The organism is Bacteroides cellulolyticus (genome assembly GCF_025567135.1).
GTDB classification, from domain to species: Bacteria; Bacteroidota; Bacteroidia; order Bacteroidales; family Bacteroidaceae; genus Phocaeicola; species Phocaeicola cellulolyticus.
Genome location: NZ_JAOQJJ010000011.1, coordinates 1 through 20,526, shown reverse-complemented (window position 1 = coordinate 20,526; position 20,526 = coordinate 1). Strand labels below are relative to the sequence as shown.

The following is a 20,526-nucleotide window of genomic DNA, read 5'->3' as shown; positions in this document are numbered from 1 at the left end:
TTCAAAAACGGATTTTATCCATTATTTAAACGTGAAAAAAGATTAAACTAAAGCTAAAACACAATATTTTCTTATTTTTGCACAAATCAAAAACCAAACAACAATGAAAAAATTCCATTTATTATTTGCTCTCGTATTACTTTCGTGCAACTGGAGCTTTGCACAGCAGGCTAAATATGTGTTTTATTTTATCGGCGACGGTATGGGTGTAAACCAGGTACAGGGAACAGAACTTTTCCAGGGTGAAATGAAAGGCGAAATAGCCATCGAACCTTTGTGTTTCACTCAATTTCCGGTATCTACGGTCGCAACCACTTTCTCCGCAACAAACGGAGTTACCGATTCTGCCGCAGCAGGTACTGCATTGGCTACAGGCAACAAGACAAAAAACGGTGCTATCGGTGTATTGAAAGACCTTGAAACTCCTGTAAACAGTGTTGCCGTATGGGCAAAAAACAGCGGACGTAAAGTTGGAGTAGCAACAAGTGTCAGCGTCGATCATGCAACTCCGGCTGCATTCTATGCCCACGAAGCAGGACGCGAAAGCTATTACAACATTGGTGCCGATCTTTATGCTGCAGGATTTGATTTCTACGCAGGTTCAGATTTTATGGAACCGGACAATAAGAAAGACAAAAGCGCAAAGAACCTTTACAAGATGGCTGACGAATACGGTTATTCCATCGCCAGAGGTTATAATGACTATACCAAGAAAAGCGCTAAAGCCGACAAGATGGTTCTTTTCCAAAGTGAAGAAGCCTCATCAAAAGACAGAAGTGCCATTCCATATGCTATAGACAGAACAGAGAAAGACCTTTCACTTGAAGAAATTACACGCTCTGCCATAGATTTCCTTTCAAAAGATTTAAGTAAAGGTTTCTTCCTGATGGTGGAAGGCGGAAAAATAGACTGGGCATGCCACAGCAACGATGCAGCAACTGCTTTCCGCGAAGTGCAGGATTTGGACAAGGCTATCAGGCAAGCATACGAATTCTACAAACAACATCCTGACGAAACACTTATTGTGGTAACAGCCGACCATGAAACCGGTGGTATAGTATTAGGTACAGGAGAATACAGACTTAACCTGAAAGCACTGGATAACCAGAAAATGAGCGAAAGCGGATTTACCAAAGTACTGAATACACTGCGTAAGAAATATAAGAATAATGTTCCATGGGAATCAGTAAAGACAGCCTTGAAAGAGAACTTCGGTTTTTGGGATGAAATAAAGCTTTCAGAGGAACAGGAAAAACGCCTGGTAAATGTTTACGAAAACACATTGAAGGGTCAGAATGCCAAAATGGAAAAAAGTGAGTATGCACGCGATGAAGCTCTTGCCGCAGAGGCTAAACGCATAATAAGCGAGATTGCTCTTATAGGATGGACTAGTGGAGGACACTCTGCCGGATATGTTCCTGTATTTGCAATCGGAGCCGGAGCTGAAAACTTCAGCGGAAGATTGGACAACACACAAATTCCTGCACTTATAGCAAAATCTGCCGGATATACAGTAGAAAAATAAACTGTACAGCCACAATAGTTTAAAAATATTTATCAGCCGTTTGGAAATTGTCAGGTGAATGTTCAACCGGACAGTTACCAAACGGCTGATAACATATAATGGAAAAGAACTGCTAACTCCCTATTCAAACGAAAAATAATGACTTAGCTTATCTATATCTTCTTCCGAAAATTCCCCGAACATTGATATCTGAGACATACCATCTATAGAACCTCTCTTACGTCTGAAATCAATAATAGCTTTGGCCTTATAGAAATCCATATACGGATGCGAACGCAATTCATCTATTCCGGCTTTATTGATTCTGATTTTACGGAAAACATCTGACTTGACTTCAAACCATTTCAGCAATGTAGAATCAACATACTGTACTTCTAGTAATTGAGCGGTATTGTAAAACCCTCCCAAACGGTTCCTATAGTTCACAATATTTCTTGAAATGACACTTCCTATGCCAGGAATTTTCTTCAATATTGACGTATCGGCCGTATTTACATCAATTATGATTCCTGCATTGAATTTCTCCTGTTTAGGATATTTCTTTATCTCTTTATTCTCTTCCTTCTTATGCTCATAGGAAAAATCAGAAGACTGCTTTTTTTTCTTCTTATATACAGGCTCTTTATCTTTATATCTTCTGTAATTGTCACGATTACGCTTGTCATTATCAATCCTGACATACAAAGAATCGGCAATTATTAACGGCTCAATCGCAATTTCAGTCCTGTTATTCCCTATATTTTCGCTCGCCAAAATACATATCAGCAGAATAAGAACCAACAATAAAAATATTATTGCCCTACGCTGTCCGCGAGAATAAAAGAACCAATCCTTCCACATATATAATGCTTTTTAGAAAAGTCCCAACTCATTAAGAAAAATAAGCATTATACCGACCGGAGCGATAAACTTCAAAATGAAAATATAAAGAGGATAATAAGTTGACTTCAACGCGCCATAATTTGTAACCTCACCTTTTACGATAGCTTTGTTTAGTACCCATCCGACAAAGATAGCAGACAACATACCGGAAACAGGCAACATGATTTTTGCTGTAAAATAATCCAAGGCATCAAAGAAGTTCATACCAGCAATCTTGAATCCGCTCCATTCTCCCAGTGCAAGCGATGAAACGACACCTATAGACCAACAACCCAAAGACACGATGGTCGCAGCCCTTCCACGTGTAAGTCCGAACTTTTCGTGGAGAAAGGCAGTAGAAACCTCGTGAAGTGAAATCGTTGAAGTAAGCGCGGCCAAAGCTAGAAGAAGATAGAATGCCATAGCACATACCACAGCCAATAACGGCACTGCGGAAAATGCCTGCTGGAACACATTTGGCAATGTTATAAATATCAATGAAGGACCGGAACCAGGGTTTATTCCAACAGAAAAAGCTGCCGGAAATATAATTATACCGGCAAGTATTGCCACGAACGTATCAATTATTCCGACACTCATCGCCGTATGCCCCAATCTTGTTTCCTTTCCAAAATATGATGCATAGGTTGACAGACATCCCATACCAAGACTCATCGAAAAGAAAGCCTGCCCCATAGCTCCCAAGAATACTTCAGGAGTAACCTTACTGAAATCCGGTTTAAAAAGGAATTCTATACCCCTTTCAGCTCCAGGCAAAGTGACAGAACATATTGCTAGAAGAACTACAAGAATGAAAAGGACAGGCATCATAACCTTTGACGAACGCTCTATTCCGTCTTTCACACCCTTGACAATTACAATATGTGTAAGCAGCATGAAAACCGTTAACCATATGATAGGACGTAACGGATCGGACGAAAACTCATTGAACATAGCTATAAAGCCGTTGGCATCCTTTCCTTCGAAACCTCCTATAGCCGACTGAAGCAGATATTCCAACGTCCATCCTGCCACAACCGAATAATATCCCAAGATAAGGAAACCGGTAAGAACACCCAAATATCCCACCCATTTCCAGTTTGTGCCGGGGGCAAGAACACTGAAAGATCCTCCGGTACTCGCTTTGGCACTACGCCCGATAGTGAATTCGGCTACCATTATCGGCAAACCGAATATGAAGATACATCCCAAATATATAAGGATAAAAGCAGCACCACCATGATTACCCGCTTCGTAAGGGAAACGCCATATATTACCCAATCCCACTGCTGAACCTGCCGCCGCCAATATCGCACCCAATTTACTTCCAAAACTAACTCTGTCGTGATTATGTTGCATAAAAAAACATATTAAATAATAAATAGAACTGTTTAGCGGCACAAATGTACAAAAAATATCATATTTTTGGCGGGAAAATTAATATTTATAACATGATTACATATTTAAAGCGTTATCCATTATCTATTCTGGTGATAGCGGCAATACTTTATTTGTCGTTCTTCAAACCTCCGCAAACGTCACTGAACGAGATAAAGAATCTCGATAAGATAGTACACATCTGTATGTACGGAGGACTTACAGTCATTCTATGGTCTGAACATATAAGGCAACATTTTCCTTTGATAAAAAGACATCTTATAATAGGGGGAATTATATGCCCTATTATCATGAGCGGACTCATAGAAATAGGTCAAGCCACACTGACAGAGACAAGAGGTGGCGACTGGCTGGATTTTGCAGCCAACATCACAGGTGTAATACTGGGCAGCATTTTCAGTTACTATGTATTACGGCCATACATATGGAAAAAGTATAAGAAGAAATAATCGGATATATACATAAAAAAACTCATCAGGTATCATACCAAACACCTGATGAGTTTTTTTTATGTATATATTACTTAAAGATTAATCTTCCTTCACTTCCCAACCTAATGCACTTGCACCCAAAACGGCAGCATCTGCATCTTTAAGCTGTGAAAGCAACAGTTTAGTCTTACCGGCATATATCTTAAGAACGTTTTCATCCATAGCCTTCTGTATAGGTTTCATGATAAGATCACCTGATTTGGCAAGACCTCCAAACAGAATAATTGCTTCCGGACTTGAGAACGCGATAAAATCAGCCAATGCTCTACCCAAAATTGTTCCTGTATATTCAAATATTTCCAAAGCAAGCTTGTCACCTTTGATAGCTGCATCGTAAACATCCTTTGATACGATTTCTTCTGCAGGAATCTCTCTAAGCAAACTTGGTTCTGAACGTGCAACCAGGAATTCGCGTGCAGTACGTGCAACACCGGTAGCCGAGCAGTATGTTTCAAGACAACCTTTACGTCCGCAACCGCAAATACGACCGTCACGTTCTACTACCACGTGACCTAGCTCACCTGCAAAACCGTCGTGACCGTAAACCAACTGTCCGTTTACAACGATACCACTACCAACACCTGTTCCAAGTGTAATCATTATGAAATCTCTCAATCCGCGTGCAGCTCCGTATGTCATTTCACCGATTGCAGCTGCATTGGCATCGTTTGTAAGAGCTGTAGGTATTCCCAACTTATCTTCAAACATTGCTGCCAAAGGAATAACTCCCTTCCAAGGAAGATTTGGAGCGAATTCAATTGTTCCTTTATAATAGTTTCCGTTAGGCGCACCAACACCCATTCCCTTGAACTTTTCAGCTCCACCGAACTGCTGCAACAAAGGAATAAGTTTTTTGCACACTGCATCAACGTATTCATCTATTTCCTCATGTTCCTGAGTCTTGATTGAATCGGAAGCCAAAACGTTTCCACGAGAATCAACTACACCGAAAACGGTATTTGTACCGCCGATGTCCATACCAACCACATAGGGTTTTTCCATATTTACAGTCATGACATTTATTGTTTAGGGTTAATTATTGAGACAAAAATATACAATAGACAATAATCTCACAAATTTTTCAAATAAATATTAATACGAATCTATAAGTTTTTTCCTAATTTAGCCGCGAATTTATTAATCAACTGGCAAAATGATTCATCTGAAAGACATAAACAAGACATATCACAACGGTGCGCCGTTACATGTCCTGAAAGGTATAAATCTGGATATAGAAAAAGGGGAATTCGTTTCTATAATGGGAGCATCCGGTTCCGGAAAGTCCACATTACTTAATATATTGGGGATACTCGATAATTACGATACCGGAGAATACACTTTAAACGGTGTATTGATAAAAAACCTCAGCGAGACAAAAGCAGCCGAATATAGAAACAGGATGATAGGTTTCATATTCCAATCCTTCAACCTAATCTCGTTCAAGAATGCAATGGAAAATGTAGCCCTGCCCCTATATTATCAGGGAGTAGGCAGAAAGAAAAGAAACGAGCTTGCAATGGAATATCTTGACAAGCTCGGCCTGAAGGAATGGGCACACCACATGCCAAACGAACTGTCAGGAGGACAAAAACAGAGAGTGGCAATAGCAAGAGCTCTGATTTCAAAACCAGAAATAATCCTGGCGGACGAACCTACAGGAGCGCTTGACAGCAAGACCTCGGTAGAAGTAATGAATATCCTTAAAGAGCTGCACGAAAAAGAAGGCCTTACAATCATTATAGTGACACACGAAAGCGGTGTAGCCAACCAGACAAACAAGATAATCCATATAAAAGACGGTATTATAGAAAAGATAGAAGACAATATCGATCATAACGCATCACCGTTCGGGAAAAACGGATTTATGAAATAACACATAGGGAAATGACAGATCTTATTCAGGAAATATACGGTACAATAATGCGCAACAAGCTTCGTACGGCACTCACAGGATTTGCCGTAGCTTGGGGAATATATATGCTTATTGTCCTTTTGGGGGCCGGAAACGGACTTATCCATGCTTTCGAAAACCAGTCGGCTGACATGAAGATGAATTCCATGAAGATTTATCCGGGATTTACATCAAAAGCGTTCAACGGATTGAACGAAGGCAGAAACATATCGCTTAACGAAAGCGATATGAAAATCACGTCAAAAAGATTTAAAGACAACATCACCACAGTAGGAGCCACAACAAGTCACAGCGGAATACTGACATACGGCAAAGAAAATGTCAGCATCACCATAGACGGTGTATTCCCGAACCACACGGAGATGGAACCGATGAAACTTGTCAGGGGAAGATTTATCAACAAGCGTGATATGGATGAAATGCGAAAAGTTATCGTACTTCACCAGAAGACATACGACATACTGTTTCCACACACTGAAGGAATAGGCAAATATATCACATCACAAGGTGTCATGTATCAAGTAATAGGTATATATTCCGACCAGAACAGTTTCTCACCAAGCGCGCTTATTCCATTCACCTCACTACAGCTGATATACAGCAAAGGTGACAGTATCGACAATATAATATTTGCCACAAAAAATCTTACAGACCAGGCTACAAACGATAAATTTGAAAAAGAATACCGCGCTGCAATAGGCAAGAACAACAATTTTGCTCCCGACGATGACAGCGCGATATGGATCTGGAACAGATTTACACAATATCTGCAACAGCAGTCGGCAACCAATATCCTAAAAATCTCGATATGGGTAGTAGGTATTTTCACTCTGCTTAGCGGAATCGTAGGTGTAAGCAATATCATGCTTATTACGGTCAGAGAAAGAACACACGAGTTCGGAATAAGAAAAGCACTCGGGGCAAAGCCTTCTTCCATTCTTTGGCTCATCATATCCGAAAGCGTAGTAATTACAACATTCTTCGGATATATAGGCATGGTTGCGGGAATTGCCACCACAGAATACATGAATATAGTAGCAGGCAAGCAAGTGGTGGATGCAGGAGTCTTCTCAATGACTTTCTTCGAAAATCCTACTGTCGATATAAGCATTGCCATACAAGCCACTCTTACACTGATAATAGCCGGAACGCTTGCCGGACTGTTCCCTGCAAGAAAGGCTGTAATGATACGACCGATTGAAGCACTTAGAGCAGACTGATTATGAGACGATTTGATTTGGATACATGCGAGGAGATAATCCTCACCATAACGAGAAACAAGACACGAAGCCTGCTTACGGCTTTCGGAGTGTTTTGGGGAATATTCATGCTTGTGGCCCTTATGGGAGGAACCAAGGGTGTGCAGGACCTTATGGCAAAACAGTTTGTAGGATTTGCAACAAACTCAGGTTTTATGGGTACAAACCAGACAAGCAAAGCCTATAAAGGATTCCAGCAGGGACGTTTCTGGGAACTCACAAACACTGACGTGGAAAGAGTAAGGCGAAGTGTTCCTGAAATAGAAGTTGTAACCCCGAACATAACGAAATGGGGAATAGACATGGTATATAATGAGAATAAGACCTCGGGTACTCTTAAAGGACTTTATCCGATATATGCCAAGATAGAAGAGCCACAAATATCCATGGGACGATATATAAACGATATGGATATTATAAACCGAAGAAAAGTATGTGTACTAGGCAGCAGAATCTTCGAAAGTCTTTTTCCCGACAAAAGCAATCCTTGCGGAAAATATATCGAAGTAAGCGGTATATATTATCAGGTGATAGGAGTCAACATGGCTGCCGGAAACATGTCTGTTCAGGGACAGGCAGAAACCTCAATCATTATCCCCTTCTCAACCATGCAGCAAAACTATAATTTCGGAGACAAAATCCAGATGTTGAGTTTTACCGTCAAGAAGGGATACTCCGTAAGCGAAGTACAGAAAAAAGTGGAATCCGTAATAAAGCGCGCACATAATGTACATCCAGACGATAAACAGGCTGTAATCAGCGTAAATGCCGAAGCCATGTTCGGAATGATGGACAATCTGTTCTCCGGCATAGAAGTTCTGGGATGGATGGTAGGTCTGGGTACACTGCTGGCTGGAGCTATTGGCGTGAGCAATATAATGATGGTCACAGTAAAAGAGAGAACCACTGAAATCGGTATCCGCAGAGCGATAGGCGCACGCCCTAACGACATCCTCAGTCAGATTCTTACAGAAAGTATGGTACTTACCATCATAGCAGGTATGAGCGGAATATCTTTTGCCGTTTTCCTTCTGAATATTGTAGAAGAGGCACTCTCCTCGCCTACCTCGGCAGCACACTTCCAGATTAGTTTCTGGGGAGCCATAGGGGCCTGTGTCTTACTGCTTATATTAGGACTGCTTGCCGGACTGGCACCTGCCTTCAGGGCAATGGCAATAAAACCAATCGAGGCTATAAGGGATGAGTGATGTTCAATTTATAATTAAAAATTAATAATGAAAAATTAAGAGTTATTTGTCAGTCATTTATAGCTAGATAACACATAAAAACAGGAAACTTAAAAAAACAAATCATATGAAGAAATTTATCAGAATCGGTATAATGGTAGTCATAGCACTGCTGTTCATCGGAACTTTCGTATTCCTTTACCAGAAATCACAGCCAAAAGACGTTGAATACAACGTATTGAAAGTAGTAAAATCAAACATCGTACAAACAACCGTGGCTACAGGAAAGATAGAACCTAGAGACGAGGTACAGATAAAGCCACAGATTTCAGGTATCATATCAGAAGTATATAAAGAAGCCGGAGAAACAGTAAAAAAAGGAGAAGTGATAGCCAAAGTGAAAGTTATTCCTGAATTGGGACAGCTCAATTCTGCAGAAAGCCGTGTGCGTCTGGCCGAGATGAATGGCCGCCAGGCAGAAATTGACCTTGAAAGAATGGAAAAACTTTACGAAAAGAAACTGGTCAGCAGCGAAGAATATGAAAAGACATTGCTCACAACCAAACAGGCACGCGAAGAGATACAGGCAGCAAAGGACAATCTGGAAATCATCAAGGAAGGTATAACCAAGAACAGTGCTTCATTCAGCAGCACACTGATACGTTCCACTATCGACGGACTGATACTTGACGTACCTATTAAAGTGGGTAACTCGGTAATCATGAGTAACACTTTCAATGACGGTACGACAATTGCAACCGTTGCCGACATGGGCGACCTCATTTTCCGTGGAAACGTTGACGAAACAGAAGTTGGAAAAATAACCGTAGGAATACCTGTAAAGATTACTTTAGGTGCGCTACAGGATATGTCGTTCAACGCAACATTGGAATACATTTCACCTAAAAGCGTGGAAAACAACGGAGCCAACCAGTTTGAAATCAAAGCTGCCATTACAGTGCCCGACAGTGTTACAATCCGTTCAGGATATAGTGCAAATGCCGAAATGGAACTTCAGAGAGCAAACGATGTGCTCAGCATACCCGAAAGCGCATTGGAATTCAAGGGAGACTCTACTTTCGTGTTCCTGCTCACCGACAGCGTGTCAGGTCAGAAATTCGAGCGTAAAAGTGTCATAACCGGAGTCAGCGACGGAATTAACGTTGAGATAAAATCAGGACTGAAAGAGAACGAGTTTGTCCGCGGACTAAAGAAAGAATAATGTATAACAGTTTAATCGGAAACTGAAATGAAGAACAACATAATCATAACCTCGGCTTTGATGATTCTGCTATCGGCAAATGCATACTCACAGGAAAAATGGGACCTAGAAAGATGCATCAGACATGCCATAGAGAACAATCTCAATATCAAACAGCAGGAAGCGTCAAAAGAGCAGAGCGAAGTAGAGCTTAATACAGCCAAATGGAGCAGATTGCCGGACTTGAACGGCAGTGCATCGCACTCTTTCAACTTCGGACGAAGCATCCAGGCCGACAACACTTACAAAAGCCTGAACACACAGAACACCTCGTTCAACCTGAATACAAGCATACCGCTTTTCACAGGACTGAAGATAACTAACAACATAGCCCTTGCAAAACTTAACCTGCAGGCTGCAACCGAAGACCTGAATAAAGCAAAAGAAGACATCAGCATACAGGTTGCGTCAGCCTATCTGCAAGTACTCTTCAACGACGAGCTTGCCCAGGTGGCACACATACAGGTTGAACTCAGCAAAGAAATGCTAGAGCAAAAGGAAGCGTATTTCAAAACCGGAAAGGCATCTGAAGCAGAATGGCTTGAAGCAAAATCCAGAGTGGCACAGGACCAGTTGTCGGCTGTACAGGCAGACAACAACTACAAATTGGCTTTACTGGATTTGAGCCAATTGCTGGAACTTCCATCACCGGACAACTTTTCCATTGTGTCTCCAACAGCCGAGATGGAAGAGTATATGAGCAGCATAACCTCACCTACTGACATTTACAATCAGGCTATACTGTTCAAACCATCAATTAAAGCGGCACAATACCGTCTTGAAGGAGCCGCCAAGTCAGTGAAAATAGCCAAAAGCGCTTATTTCCCTCAATTAAGCTTCGGAGCCGGCCTTAGTACAAACTATTACAAGGTAGCAGGCATGAAGAATCCTGTATTCGGTTCACAGTTAAGGGACAATTTCAGCCAGTATTTCGGTTTCCAGCTTAGTGTTCCTATATTCAACCGCTTCGGCACAAGAAACCAGGTAAGAAGTGCCAGAATACAGCAGAACACCCTGAACTGGCAACTTGAAGACAGCAAAAAAGCCTTATACAAAGAAATACAACAAGCATATTACAATGCACTTGGCGCCGAAAGCAGATACCAAAGCAGCTTGACAGCCGACGAGGCTGCAGAAGCATCTTTCAACCTTATGAAAGAAAAATATGCAGAAGGTAAGGCCAATGCCACCGAATACAACGAAAGCCGTACAAGCTGGATGAAAGCAATCTCGGAAAAGCTTCAGGCCAAATACGACTATATATTCCGTACGAAGATTCTTGATTTCTATAAAGGAGTACCTCTGACACTGAAATAATACGGATATATAAACAATTATATAAAAAGCCGACCATACCAGTTTATTACCCACAAGTAAGTATGGTCGGCTTTTATTATCCTGAAAACATTTCCTTAGAAAAAAAATACTAACTGTAACAAGAGAGATATAATAAAAAGAATTAATTGATGCTGTTTCAAATTTCCCGCATTATTCTACGGGTGCTTTCATTTGCGCTACGTGAAAAGTTCCTGTCATTCGGTTTTCTGACATTGCTCCTTTTCTCCTTTCTTTCGTTGCGTCGTTCGTATCTGTCATGCTTGTCATTGTCATGCTTTGGCGGACGTGACACTGACGGAGGAATAGGTCGTGACGGCGGACACACCTGACGTGGCGGACGTACCGGAGGTTCAGGTCTTCCAAAATCATGCGGTCTGTGTTCCGGGCGACACTGATAATGTCCCGCATATACCTTGTGGTTATAATACTTTCTGAAATTCTTCTTATAATAACTTACTCCACCACAATGTGCACGTGCGTGTGCTCCTCTGTAAGTATAATAGTGCGGAGGCAATCCGTAATAGTAAAAACGTCTGTCTGGATAAACTTTATATACACGTACATAACATACATTATTCATTGCATATATAGGACGGAAAAAATAGTCTATCGACATGAATTTCACATATGCCGTATTCGACAATATCCATCTCAGGTCATCGTTTCTCTCGTCAAGATACCTGTAGTACGCATCCATGGCTCTGGCATCCGCCCTTGACAAAGCCGCCAGATAAGGATCGACATTACTGAAAAAGTCGAAATTGATCTCATACAAATCATTATACTGACGTTCGTTCAACTTCAGTTCGAATGCCATCCTGTCAGTCAGGAAGCGGGCATTAACCCTGACGTCGCCCAAATCGAAGGCACCGGCAGGCAACACAAACATAAAGGCTGCAACTGCCATAATCATTAAACAAAATCTTCTCTTCATAATCTTACCGTTTTAATTTCCTGATACAAAAATAGGAGGATAAAAATCCCCCTACAACAGAATATTCCCAAACGTTTTTAGGAATGTTCCTACATGACATAGGATAAATCCTATATACTGCTATTATCAGGCCAGACGTATTCCCTGTTCACCTTCGAGAACAATCAGGCGCTTCTTGTACAAGTCACCCACAGCCTTCTTAAAGGTCTTCTTGCTTACCCCGAAAGTGCTGTATATCACGTCTGCGTCAGTCTTGTCGTTCAATGGTGTAGAACCACCGTTACTACGGATATATTCCAAAAGAGTATCTGAAAAGTCTTCCACCTTTTTCACTCCACCCTTCTGAAGTTCAAGGTCAATCTTGCCGTCAGGACGTACCTGCTTTATGTATGCATGCATCTTCATGCCTGTACGCACATCGGTAAATATCTCGTTCTTGAAAATCATACCACCGAACTTATTGTCAACAATTACCTTGAATCCCAAATCTGTCTTCTGCCATATAAGGACCTCCACCTCATCGCCAGGAGTATATTCCGGCATATCTTTCGAAAGGAACTTTTCTATTTTCGCCGATGCCACTATACGATAGCTGTCCTCGTCAAGATGTACATGAACTACATACGAATTTCCTTTTATCATCTTCATGTTCTGCTCGCGGAAAGGTACGAAAAGGTCTTTCATAAGTCCCCAGTCAAGGAAAGCACCATACTGGTTCACCCATGCCACTTCCAGACATGCAAACTCGCCCACCTTAACGTAAGGTTGCAATGTAGTTGCAATCAGGCGTTCGTCCATATCGAGATAAATAAACACATTCAGTACGTCACCAGGCTTGCATCCCTGAGGTACATAACGTGTAGGCAACAATATTTCTCCATCTTCGCTACCATCAAGGTAAACCCCGAAATCAACTTCCTTTACGACTTCCAGAAGGTTGTATTCTCCCAATCTAATATGACTCATATATTTTAAGTTTTTAAGTTAGTTGACAAGTTTACAAGTTGACAAGGTTGCCATCCGGATGGAGAACCTTTCTATTAACTTGTAACTGTAGCCTTGTCAACTCATAATTATTAATTTTTAATTATTCATTATTAATTAAACTATCCTTCCGTCCAGCATATGTATTGTACGGTCTGTCTGGCTTGCCAGTCCTTCATCGTGTGTTACTATAACGAATGTCTGTCCCAGTTTATCCCGCAGTTCAAAGAACAGATTATGCAGCTCCTCCTTGTTTTTAGTATCAAGGCTTCCTGACGGTTCGTCGGCCAACACTACAGACGGATTATTAATCAAGGCGCGTGCCACTGCCACTCTCTGCTTTTCTCCTCCGGAAAGCTCGGCAGGCTTATGCGACGCACGTGCCGATAGTCCAAGGAAATCCAGCATTTCCATAGATTTCTTTTTTGCTTCTGCTGCGGACACACCTTTTATCAAGGCTGGAATTGTAACATTCTCAAGAGCGGTAAACTCCGGAAGCAACTGATGAAACTGAAAGACAAAGCCTATCTCCTTATTTCTGAACGCAGACAGTTCTTTCTCTTTCATGCGGCTTACGTCAGTACCGTTTATAATTACCCTACCCGAATCAGCTCTGTCAAGAGTACCTATTATCTGAAGAAGAGTGGTTTTTCCTGCACCGCTCGGACCTACAATACTCACGACTTCACCTTTGTCAATATTCAGGTCTATGCCTTTCAGCACCTGAAGTTGTCCAAAACTTTTCGTTATTCCTTCTATCTCTATCATATCTCAGGAATGTTTAGATTCTCTTTATCACATATTCAGCCAGATAACACCCGAACACCGCCGGCATATAGCTCACAGTGCCTGTAGTCGATTTTTTATTCTGCTCGTCATCTACCAATACGACGGCATTCGTATCTGCTTGCTCTGTACTGAACACCACCGGCAATTTCCGCTTCATCCCCATTTTCTGCAAACGTTTTCTCACAGCCTTGCTAAGTCCGCAATGGTAAGTCTCCCATAAATCGGCAAATCTGACCTGCGTAATATCACTCTTGGCACCTGCCCCCATGCTGCTGACTATCTTTAGCCCTCGCTTCAAAGCATTATATATAAGATAACATTTCGGAGCCACGGTGTCAATGGCGTCAACAACAAAATCAAACCTTTCACTGTCCAGCAACTCCGTAATAGCTTCATCCTTCAAATATACAGGCAATACATCCAATCGTATATCGGGATTAATATCGCGAAAACGTGTGGCAAGCACATCTGCCTTGTATTGCCCCAACGTGGAATGAAGTGCCGGAAGCTGACGGTTAATATTGGTAGGCTGCACGGTATCGGCATCTACTATAGTCATGTGCCCTATGCCTGCACGGCACAACATCTCGGCAGCATACGCCCCTACTCCTCCCAAACCTACCACCAGTACATGGGCACGGCGTAACCGCTCCGTTTTTTCTCTTCCCAGCAACAGTTCCGTGCGCTGCTGCCAATTTACGAATTCTTTTTGAACCATTTATAAATCCAATTACCTACTTTATCATAATATTGCGTCTCTGCCCATCCGTGCGGGTCGGAGAAAGAAAGACTCTCGTTAGGATCGCCTTTTTGTTCAGGATAGAGCAGCATGATGCTGTTGTTATTGAAATATTTGGAGACCTGCGTCGGAAGTTTCTCGAAAGAAGAATCGTAAGAAATAGACCCGCACCTCGCACTTACAATAACCAGCAGATGGTCGTAATTAACCTGCCCGGTCAACAACAACAAGTCTTCCCAATTCTCAAGTTCGGAATAAACGGTACGCGTGTCCTTGAATTTCTTTTGTATAAAACCGCTGATGTATCCCAAAGTACGCAAAGGAGCATAAAAATGCACCCTGCACCCAAGCTGGCTGCTCAAACGGCACATATATGTTATCCATCTGGTAAAACCGTGCTCGAACTCGGCTTTTGGAGGCACCGCCACAATTATTCGGCGCAACGTATTGACAGGTATCAGGAAACGCACAATCATCACTTGCAAATATGTATTCTTCAACAAATTCTCTGTCATGTTACCGAAAAAAGAGTCAACGATGCTCGCCTTATAATGCAAACCTATGATAATGTCAGTCGCATCACATTCCTTTGCCGTATGAAGAATGCCTGTTGTTATGTTCAAATCAAAACGGCTAACAGTCTTCATCCGCACATTGGTTGACGCTGCTATCTGGGCCGCCCGCTCCAAGTTACGCTTGCTTCGCATTTCCTGCTTCACCGAATCGTTGTTGTCGTTGATGACACTAAGCGCAACCAAATTGTCGCTTATCTTTTCGTTGCGCAAGACCAACGCCAAACTCATCAAGCTTTCCAAAGTTTCCGGATTAGCTATAGGAACCAGGAAACGCTCTTTTTCATGCTCTTTGCCTTCATCCAAGCCTACATCGTCGCTCGTGGCAATCTGCTTGGCCGTGTGTTCGGTAATGAACGAACTGACAACACATGTCACCAATATAAGCAAAATCGTCCCGTTCAACACATCTTCGTTCAACAGCCGCTCGCCGGAGGGAAAGATAATGTCGTAACCCACCAATACCGCCGCCAGAGTGGCCGCCGCCTGCGCGTTGCTCAGCCCGAACATCAACTCACGCTCCACGGCACGCATCCGGAAAATCTTCTGAGTCAACCACGAAGCTATCCATTTCCCGACCAATGCCACCACAATCATCACAGAAGCTACCTTTATAGAATCTATATGCCCGAACAACACGTTTACGTTTATCAGCATGCCGACACCTATAAGGAAATAAGGGATGAACAACGCGTTACCCACAAACTCCAAATGATTCATCAGCGGTGACACGTGAGGAATCAAACGGTTCAATACCAATCCGGCCAAGAACGCTCCCAATATACCTTCCATGCCAACGATTTCCATCAGTCCGGCACCAAGGAACACCATCGCCATGACAAAAATATATTGCACCACATTGTCACTATAACGGCGGAAGAACCAGCGGGCTATAGGCGGGAAGGTGTACATAATGATGGCTCCAAGCACTAACACTTTCAACACCAGCCATACCCAGAACATATCCGAAGTCTCGCCTTTATACAGGCCGCCGATGACTGCCAACACAAGCAAAGTAAGGGTATCTGTCACCGCCGTACCCCCTACCGCGATACCCACAGCCCGATGGCGGTTTATGCCGTAACGGATGACAATGGGGTAAGCGATAAGAGTATGCGACGCATACATACTGGCAAGCAATACCGAAGAGACGACTCCATAGCCCAAGATGTTTACATTGGTCCAAAAACCGATGCCCAACGGAATGACGAAGGCCAACAACCCCAATACCATCGCTTTTCCACGTATGCTCTTGAAGTCCTCCATATTCATTTCCAGACCGGCAAGGAACATGATATAATACAGTCCTACTTTCCCGAACAGTTCAAAGCTGCTGTCGCGCGCCAGGATATTAAATCCATGCTCACCGATAACGACTCCGGCCAATATCATTCCTATGATGTGCGGAATATGCAGTTTTTCCAAGATAATAGGAGCAAGCAATATGATTACCAGCACCAAAAAGAAAATCCACGTCGGGTCTGTTATGGGGAAATGAAAATCAAGGTCTAGTAAATTGAGCAAATCTTTCATAAATTCGTATCGTAATTTTTCATTTATTGAACAAAAATAGAAAAAAAGTTCCGAGTTTCAATATTTATCAGTCAGAATGTTTTATTTTTGCAGTCTAAATAATAACAAACGATACAATACGACTAAAATTTACGAATATATAATAGTTAGGGAAATATTAACTTAATAGATTTATAAAGACATGAAAGTAGCAATTGTTGGTGCGAGCGGAGCCGTAGGACAAGAGTTCCTGAGAGTGCTCGAAGAAAGAGATTTTCCTTTAGATGAATTAGTTTTGTTCGGTTCCTCACGTAGTGCAGGACGAAAATACACATTCCGTGGAAAAGAAATAGAAGTCAAACTTCTGCAGCACAACGATGATTTTAAAGGTGTTGACATTGCCTTTACTTCTGCCGGTGCTGGTACTTCAAAAGAATTTGCGGAAACAATCACCAAGTACGGAGCAGTAATGATAGACAATTCAAGTGCTTTCCGTATGGACAACGATATTCCATTGGTAGTTCCTGAAGTTAATGCAGAGGATGCATTGAACCGCCCTCGTGGTATCATCGCAAACCCTAACTGTACAACTATACAGATGGTTGTAGCTCTTAAAGCTATCGAAAACCTCACACATATCAAGCGTGTTCACGTATCAACATATCAGGCTGCCAGCGGTGCAGGTGCTGCCGCTATGGACGAACTTTACGAACAGTATCGTCAGGTATTGGCCAACGAGCCTGTAACAGTTGAAAAATTCGCTTATCAGCTTGCATTCAACCTCATCCCTCAGATTGACGTATTCACTGAAAACGGTTATACTAAGGAAGAAATGAAGATGTATAACGAAACACGCAAGATCATGCACTCTGACGTTAAGGTAAGTGCAACATGTGTTCGTGTTCCTGCTCTTCGTTCACACTCTGAAAGCATCTGGATTGAAACAGAACGTCCTGTATCAGTAGAAGAGGCTCGCGAAGCTTTCTCAAAAGGCGAAGGACTTGTTCTTATGGACAACCCTGCTGAAAAAGAATATCCTATGCCATTGTTCCTTGCAGGCAAGGATCCAGTTTATGTTGGTCGCATCCGTAAGGATTTGGCAGACGAAAACGGACTTACATTCTGGATTGTGGGTGACCAGATCAAGAAAGGTGCCGCACTGAATGCCGTACAAATAGCAGAATACCTCATCAAGGTCAAGAATATAGGATAATTGACCATATATCCAATAAACAGCAAAGGAGGTTTCAGCCCAATAAAACTGAAACCTCCTTTTTTATCTATACCAAACATGGTTTACTAAATCAAAAAAATGTACTGTTTTTTAAACAAAACGACTTGTCATTTTTCTTAAACATATCAGACCTATACATACGGACATAAAAAAAGGAGTACCGCTGTACTCCAACCTTTATTAACCTTAAATCTAATACTATGAAAAACACGATGCAAAGGTAAGGAGTTTTTTTTAATTTGCAAATTTGAAATAAACAAATCAATGGTTTATAACACGATTTACATGTAGTATATCTTTATTAACTAAATATCCACAAATCAAGCGTATGTTCACAGTAATTCTAATAATGTTTACCGGTATTATTATAGGTGTTTTCACCCGAAAATATCCGTTGAAACCAATCAACAGACTAATAACATTTCTTATATGGTTGTTATTATTCATTCTCGGCATCGAGGTAGGCGGCAACCAGGAGATTATAAACGGACTAGCCACCCTTGGCCTGGAAGCCATCATAATTACAATCTGTGCAGTATTGGGCAGCTGTACCTGTGCATGGGCATTATGGTATGTCCTCTACAAAAGAAAGAAAGGAGCAAAAGTATGAAAGGCAGTCTTATTATCGTAGGTTTCTTTATTTTGGGGTGTATCACAGGATTGTATAATATTCTGCCATTGGATATTTCAGAAACAGACATCAGCTTCTATGCTTTATGTGCACTAATGTTCTCCGTAGGACTAAGCATAGGCAATGATCCGCAAACTATAAAAAACTTCCGTGCCCTAAATCCCAGACTGGTATTCCTACCTGTCATGACAATCCTCGGTACATTGGCGGGAGCAGCAGTGGCCAGCCTCATCCTGACGCACAGAACAACAGCTGAATGTATGGCTGTAGGAAGCGGATTCGGGTATTATTCGCTATCAAGCATATTCATTACAGAATATAAGGGAGCAGAATTAGGAACAATGGCTCTGCTATCAAATATTTCAAGAGAAATTATAACTCTACTGGCTGCACCATTACTTGTAAGATGGTTCGGAAACCTGGCTCCTATTTCATCAGGAGGTGCTACAACAATGGATACCACATTACCCATAATTACAAGATGCAGCGGACAGGAATTTGTAGTTGTTTCAATATTTCATGGTTTTGTAGTAGACTTCAGCGTTCCGTTTCTAGTCACTTTCTTCTGTTCTTTATAATGAACTAAATCACCTTGAAAATACCTTTGAAAAAACGTGGGCAAATTCGACCTAAAACACGGGCACGTTTTAGATCGAATTTGCCCACGCTTTAAAATATTCTTTTAGAAGGTAATTTTTAGGGGCTGATTAAGCCGTTTAGGAACTGTAATTTGCATACTAATTTATTGTTTTTCATAAAATAAAAATCTACATTTGCTTATGGAAACGAATACATGTAATCGAAATGAAAACTTCAGAAATCTTGAAAACACTTGTATTATTAATCTGTACATCCATATTTATAAGCTGCCAGAAGGAAGAAGAAGGCAGAAAAATTACAGGTTATGAAGAATATACCATCACAGTAGCATCAGAAAAAGTGCCGGGACTGTTATTTTCATCCGGTGACAATCACTTATCAGAAGTATATGCGGTAATGAGGGAACATTCTGCCGAATGGGAACAACTTGGAAGTATAAAAGGATTTGAATACGAACCTGGATATGAATATACTTTACGCATCAGCGAGACCAACTATCTGGATCATAGCATGGGAGATCCGGCGTGGACGGAATATGAGCAGCTGGAACTGATTTCCAAGGAAGAAAAAACATCTGATGACGTTCCAAACAATTTTATCCCTGAATGGTTCTACACTGAATACTGTAGCTGTATTAATACTGATTTCAGATATTATATTGATGCGGAAAATAAAGATATCATAGAAGAAGATATAAACTCAAATCCTATGATTACATTCGGCGATCTAAATTGCTATATAGAAAACGACTGGACAAGATGGCTTCTTGTAAACGAAAAGAAGGAAATAGGTATGCTTGGTTTTATAAAGAAAGTGAACATAGATGGTGCTGACTTTCCGGAATCATACAAAAATCTTAAACCTGAAGGAACGATAGCCGGAACTATGGAATGGACTTTCATTATAGGCAATGATCCTGAAAATGAAGAAAATGCAATAAAATATGATGTATTCATTTGCAATCCTTCAAAAAGCAAATCTGCCGGTCCTACACCTGTTCCATATTTCTATAAAGATTTTACACAGTATTATCAGGAGAAATATCCTGAAGCCGGAGTAAAGGCTGTAGCGGTAAGTCATAGCATAAAATAGACATTGATTCCATTAAAACAAAGACAAGTTAAGCATTACGAAAAGACAACCGGTAAGTAAACAATAGATATTATATCAGAATAAATTATAAAAAAAACATTGTAAGTAACTATTCAAAATTAATTTTATACATATGAGTAATTCACAAATAAGTTCGTACCTACAGATGCCAGTGCCCTGTTTGTACAATAGAAAAGCGAGTCCTTA

Annotated in this window: 19 protein-coding genes; 11 read left to right on the top strand and 8 right to left on the bottom strand. The window is 41.3% G+C overall.

Going from position 1 to position 20,526, the window contains the following annotated elements:
- The first annotated feature begins 103 nt into the window (after positions 1-103).
- The gene (locus OCV82_RS10370) at positions 104-1,525 is read left to right on the top strand and encodes an alkaline phosphatase (RefSeq protein ID WP_154044314.1); all 1,422 of its coding nucleotides are present in this window, start codon (positions 104-106) and stop codon (positions 1,523-1,525) included.
- 120 nt (positions 1,526-1,645) lie between these two features.
- Here the strand turns inward: OCV82_RS10370 and OCV82_RS10365 are convergent, their stop codons facing one another.
- Together OCV82_RS10365 and OCV82_RS10360 are read right to left on the bottom strand one after the other, a co-directional pair.
- Entirely contained in the window at positions 1,646-2,365 is a 720-nt protein-coding gene (locus OCV82_RS10365) for a helix-hairpin-helix domain-containing protein (RefSeq protein ID WP_154044313.1), read from the bottom strand.
- A gap of 12 nt (positions 2,366-2,377) precedes the next feature.
- Positions 2,378-3,745, bottom strand: a complete 1,368-nt coding sequence (locus tag OCV82_RS10360) for a sodium-dependent transporter (protein ID WP_154044312.1) — start codon at positions 3,743-3,745, stop codon at positions 2,378-2,380.
- Positions 3,746-3,837: 92 nt separating this feature from the next.
- Between OCV82_RS10360 and OCV82_RS10355 the strand changes: the two genes are divergently transcribed.
- Complete coding sequence (locus tag OCV82_RS10355; RefSeq protein WP_154044311.1) at positions 3,838-4,233, top strand: VanZ family protein; 396 nt, start codon at positions 3,838-3,840, stop codon at positions 4,231-4,233.
- Positions 4,234-4,314: 81 nt separating this feature from the next.
- Here the strand turns inward: OCV82_RS10355 and OCV82_RS10350 are convergent, their stop codons facing one another.
- The gene (locus OCV82_RS10350; RefSeq protein ID WP_154044310.1) at positions 4,315-5,289 is read right to left on the bottom strand and encodes an ROK family protein; all 975 of its coding nucleotides are present in this window, start codon (positions 5,287-5,289) and stop codon (positions 4,315-4,317) included.
- Positions 5,290-5,428: 139 nt separating this feature from the next.
- On the opposite strand from OCV82_RS10350, the gene OCV82_RS10345 reads away from it, so the two are divergent.
- The 5 genes from OCV82_RS10345 to OCV82_RS10325 all read left to right on the top strand — a co-directional run bounded on the left by OCV82_RS10345 (position 5,429) and on the right by OCV82_RS10325 (position 11,211).
- The gene (locus OCV82_RS10345; RefSeq protein ID WP_154044309.1) at positions 5,429-6,148 is read left to right on the top strand and encodes an ABC transporter ATP-binding protein; all 720 of its coding nucleotides are present in this window, start codon (positions 5,429-5,431) and stop codon (positions 6,146-6,148) included.
- 11 nt (positions 6,149-6,159) lie between these two features.
- The gene (locus OCV82_RS10340; RefSeq protein WP_154044308.1) at positions 6,160-7,407 is read left to right on the top strand and encodes an ABC transporter permease; all 1,248 of its coding nucleotides are present in this window, start codon (positions 6,160-6,162) and stop codon (positions 7,405-7,407) included.
- A gap of 2 nt (positions 7,408-7,409) precedes the next feature.
- A complete protein-coding gene (locus OCV82_RS10335; RefSeq protein ID WP_154044307.1) occupies positions 7,410-8,654 on the top strand; it encodes an ABC transporter permease in 1,245 nt (414 codons plus the stop codon).
- A 106-nt stretch (positions 8,655-8,760) separates the two neighbouring features.
- Positions 8,761-9,855: an efflux RND transporter periplasmic adaptor subunit gene (locus OCV82_RS10330; RefSeq protein ID WP_154044306.1), complete on the top strand. Its 1,095-nt coding sequence runs from the start codon at positions 8,761-8,763 to the stop codon at positions 9,853-9,855.
- 27 nt (positions 9,856-9,882) lie between these two features.
- A complete protein-coding gene (locus tag OCV82_RS10325) occupies positions 9,883-11,211 on the top strand; it encodes a TolC family protein (protein WP_154044305.1) in 1,329 nt (442 codons plus the stop codon).
- Between the two features lie 157 nt (positions 11,212-11,368).
- On the opposite strand, the gene OCV82_RS10320 is transcribed toward OCV82_RS10325, so the two are convergent.
- From OCV82_RS10320 to OCV82_RS10300, 5 genes are all read right to left on the bottom strand, one after another.
- A complete protein-coding gene (locus OCV82_RS10320; protein WP_154044304.1) occupies positions 11,369-12,166 on the bottom strand; it encodes a hypothetical protein in 798 nt (265 codons plus the stop codon).
- 126 nt (positions 12,167-12,292) lie between these two features.
- On the bottom strand, positions 12,293-13,132 hold the full coding sequence (locus OCV82_RS10315) for a CvfB family protein (RefSeq protein WP_154044303.1): 840 nt from the start codon (positions 13,130-13,132) through the stop codon (positions 12,293-12,295).
- A gap of 135 nt (positions 13,133-13,267) precedes the next feature.
- Positions 13,268-13,918: an ABC transporter ATP-binding protein gene (locus OCV82_RS10310; protein ID WP_154044302.1), complete on the bottom strand. Its 651-nt coding sequence runs from the start codon at positions 13,916-13,918 to the stop codon at positions 13,268-13,270.
- Positions 13,919-13,931: 13 nt separating this feature from the next.
- A complete protein-coding gene (locus tag OCV82_RS10305; protein WP_154044301.1) occupies positions 13,932-14,657 on the bottom strand; it encodes a tRNA threonylcarbamoyladenosine dehydratase in 726 nt (241 codons plus the stop codon).
- Complete coding sequence (locus OCV82_RS10300) at positions 14,636-16,783, bottom strand: cation:proton antiporter (protein WP_154044300.1); 2,148 nt, start codon at positions 16,781-16,783, stop codon at positions 14,636-14,638. The genes OCV82_RS10305 and OCV82_RS10300 overlap by 22 nt, the downstream gene beginning before the upstream one ends.
- A 181-nt stretch (positions 16,784-16,964) precedes the next feature.
- On the opposite strand from OCV82_RS10300, the gene OCV82_RS10295 reads away from it, so the two are divergent.
- The 4 genes from OCV82_RS10295 to OCV82_RS10280 all read left to right on the top strand — a co-directional run bounded on the left by OCV82_RS10295 (position 16,965) and on the right by OCV82_RS10280 (position 20,319).
- On the top strand, positions 16,965-17,975 hold the full coding sequence (locus OCV82_RS10295) for an aspartate-semialdehyde dehydrogenase (protein WP_154044299.1): 1,011 nt from the start codon (positions 16,965-16,967) through the stop codon (positions 17,973-17,975).
- A 349-nt stretch (positions 17,976-18,324) separates the two neighbouring features.
- Entirely contained in the window at positions 18,325-18,606 is a 282-nt protein-coding gene (locus OCV82_RS10290) for a LysO family transporter (protein WP_154044298.1), read from the top strand.
- Positions 18,603-19,205: a lysine exporter LysO family protein gene (locus OCV82_RS10285; protein ID WP_154044297.1), complete on the top strand. Its 603-nt coding sequence runs from the start codon at positions 18,603-18,605 to the stop codon at positions 19,203-19,205. The genes OCV82_RS10290 and OCV82_RS10285 overlap by 4 nt, the downstream gene beginning before the upstream one ends.
- A gap of 226 nt (positions 19,206-19,431) precedes the next feature.
- The gene (locus OCV82_RS10280; protein WP_154044296.1) at positions 19,432-20,319 is read left to right on the top strand and encodes a DUF4377 domain-containing protein; all 888 of its coding nucleotides are present in this window, start codon (positions 19,432-19,434) and stop codon (positions 20,317-20,319) included.
- Positions 20,320-20,526: the final 207 nt, after the last annotated feature.